Source organism: Henriciella sp., assembly GCF_049649345.1.
In the GTDB taxonomy this organism is placed as follows: domain Bacteria; phylum Pseudomonadota; class Alphaproteobacteria; order Caulobacterales; family Hyphomonadaceae; genus Henriciella.
Map to the genome: position 1 here is coordinate 1 of NZ_JBARZC010000268.1, position 2332 is coordinate 2332.

Here is a 2332-nt window from a genome sequence, read left to right on the forward strand (position 1 = left end):
ATAGCCCTCGACATTCGCTTCCATCCAGTCTGCAAGATTTTGCTCGTTGAAGCGGTGGCTTTCGACAACATCCTTTGTTCCGGTGAACATTTCCTGAGCGTTTGCAGCCTCAGACATGGCTCTACTCCCTGATAAGTCTTGTTGGGCCGCACCCTAACGTGGCTGGCGCACGTCACAAGCATTTCGCAGGGTCAAACAGACGCACACCCTAGCTCAAACGAAAAGAGCCGCCCATCTTCCGGGCGGCTCTCTCCTCGCGTTGTCACAGGCCGGATTAGTGAACGCCGTCTTCAGCCCGGTCGGCAAAGGCCTCACCATAACAGGCCGACGCTTCCGCGCGCTGCAGCAGCTCGCGCGCCGCCATGTCGAGACCGTCATTCTCAAGCTTCGAGCGGGCAGACTTGGCAAGGTGCTCCTCGCCATCCTCAACGGCTTCCAGCGCGGCCTTCTGGTCGTTCTGGAACATCGATGTGAAATCGGCCCACGCCCGGTGGAGCGAGCCGCCGGATCCGCCGGATGTCTCCGGCTCACCGCCATAGGCTTTCACCTGGTCCTGAAACGCCTTGATCAGGTCGCTTCTTTCCGCGGCGAGAGACTGGAATTTGCCGCGCAGCGCAAAGCTGTCATCGGCAATCTCACAGACCTTATCATAGCCTTTGTAACTATCGATCAGGGTCTTGGTGACGTCGTTCAGAGCGTCAATATTCTGATTTTGCATTCTGCAATTCCTTCAGTGGCTAATACTGAAGACACAACTCTCAAACATACCGATAAGTTGCAGATGCGTGTGGTCCTCACGTCGGATTAGCGAAGCGCGCGGCGGCCAATATCCTTGCGAAAGAACCCGCCTGGCCAGTCAATTGCTGCGACGCCCTGATAGGATTTCGCCACGGCTTCTTTCAAGTCGGCACCGACTGCGGTCACGCCGAGGACACGCCCGCCCGACGCGATAAGCTCGCCCTTGTCGTTCACATCTGTGCCCGCATGGAAGACCGTCACACCATCAAGCGCTCCGGCTATATCGACGCCCTGGATCAGCGTTCCCTTTTCGGCCTTCTCCGGGTAGCCATTGGCGGCCATGACCACGACCGCGCTCGGCCGGTAGTCGCCAAGGCCCATCATATCGCACAATCCTGCATGCGCCCCGACAAGCCCGCCCGTTGCGCAGATAAGGAGCGCTGGCACTATATCACCGGGCAGACCCGCCATCAGAACCTGGCATTCCGGATCGCCAAACCGTGCATTGAACTCGACCACTTTCGGTCCCGACGGCGTCACCATGATGCCGACATAGAGCACGCCTTGATACGGCATATCATCGTCGGCCATTCCAGATAGCATCGGCTCGACAATCGTCGTCTGCACAAGTTCCATGGTCCGCGCATCGGCGATGGGCGCAGGCGCATACGCCCCCATGCCGCCCGTATTCGGGCCTGTGTCGCCATCGCCGACACGTTTGTGGTCTTGCGCCACCGGCAGGTAGATTGCGCCATCCCCATCGGTCATCACGAAGACAGACGCTTCCTCGCCTTCCATGAATTCCTCAATGACGATCTCAGCCGACGCATCGCCGAACTTGCCGGTCATCATCTCCTCGACCGTGTTCTCCGCCTCTTCCAGCGTCTGCGCGATAATGACGCCCTTCCCGGCCGCCAGACCGTCGGCCTTGATCACGTAAGGCGCGTCCATTGTCTCGAGGAAATCGAGCGCCTCTGTGAGATCGGTGAACCGTCCATAGGCGGCAGTCGGCACACCATATTTCTTCATCAGATCCTTGGCGAAACCCTTCGAGCTTTCCAGCTGAGCGGCCTTCTGGCTCGGTCCGAACACATCGAAGCCGCGCGCTCTCAGCGCATCGCTGACCCCGGCCGCAAGTGGCGCTTCCGGCCCGACGATGATCAGGTCCGGCGTGATCTGCAGGGCCAGCTCCTGAACGTCCTTTAAATTGGCGGGGTCGACATCGAAGCACGGGCCGATCTTGTCCATGCCGGGATTACCGGGCGCTGAAAACACCTCGTCGACAAGCGGGGACTGAGCAATCTTCCAGGCGAGCGCGTGTTCGCGGCCACCAGAACCAAGGATGAGTATCTTCATGCCCGGCGTGATGGACTTGAGGGCCACAATGATCAAGCCCTATTGTGACCCGGAGGCCCCGTGACTGCACGCTACTGGCAGACAGTTCCAGAAGTTTCATGAAACGAACGCAGAATATGCCTTGATGATGACATGAGACGCAGGGCAAGGTGGGCTCATGGCGAATGTCCCCCCCACCCGCCGCCGCACCAAGGATTTGAGCGGCCTATGGACCGGCTTCTATGCGTATGACCTGACC

Annotated in this window: 2 protein-coding genes; both read right to left on the reverse strand. The window is 59.2% G+C overall.

Features of this window, described 5'->3' with window-relative positions; genetic code table 11:
• Positions 1 to 274 precede the first annotated feature (274 nt).
• Positions 275 to 718, reverse strand: a complete 444-nt coding sequence (locus WA989_RS07075) for a ferritin-like domain-containing protein (protein ID WP_424339802.1) — start codon at positions 716 to 718, stop codon at positions 275 to 277.
• 86 nt (positions 719 to 804) lie between these two features.
• On the reverse strand, positions 805 to 2121 hold the full coding sequence (gene purD, locus WA989_RS07080; protein WP_424339803.1) for a phosphoribosylamine--glycine ligase: 1317 nt from the start codon (positions 2119 to 2121) through the stop codon (positions 805 to 807).
• Positions 2122 to 2332: the final 211 nt, after the last annotated feature.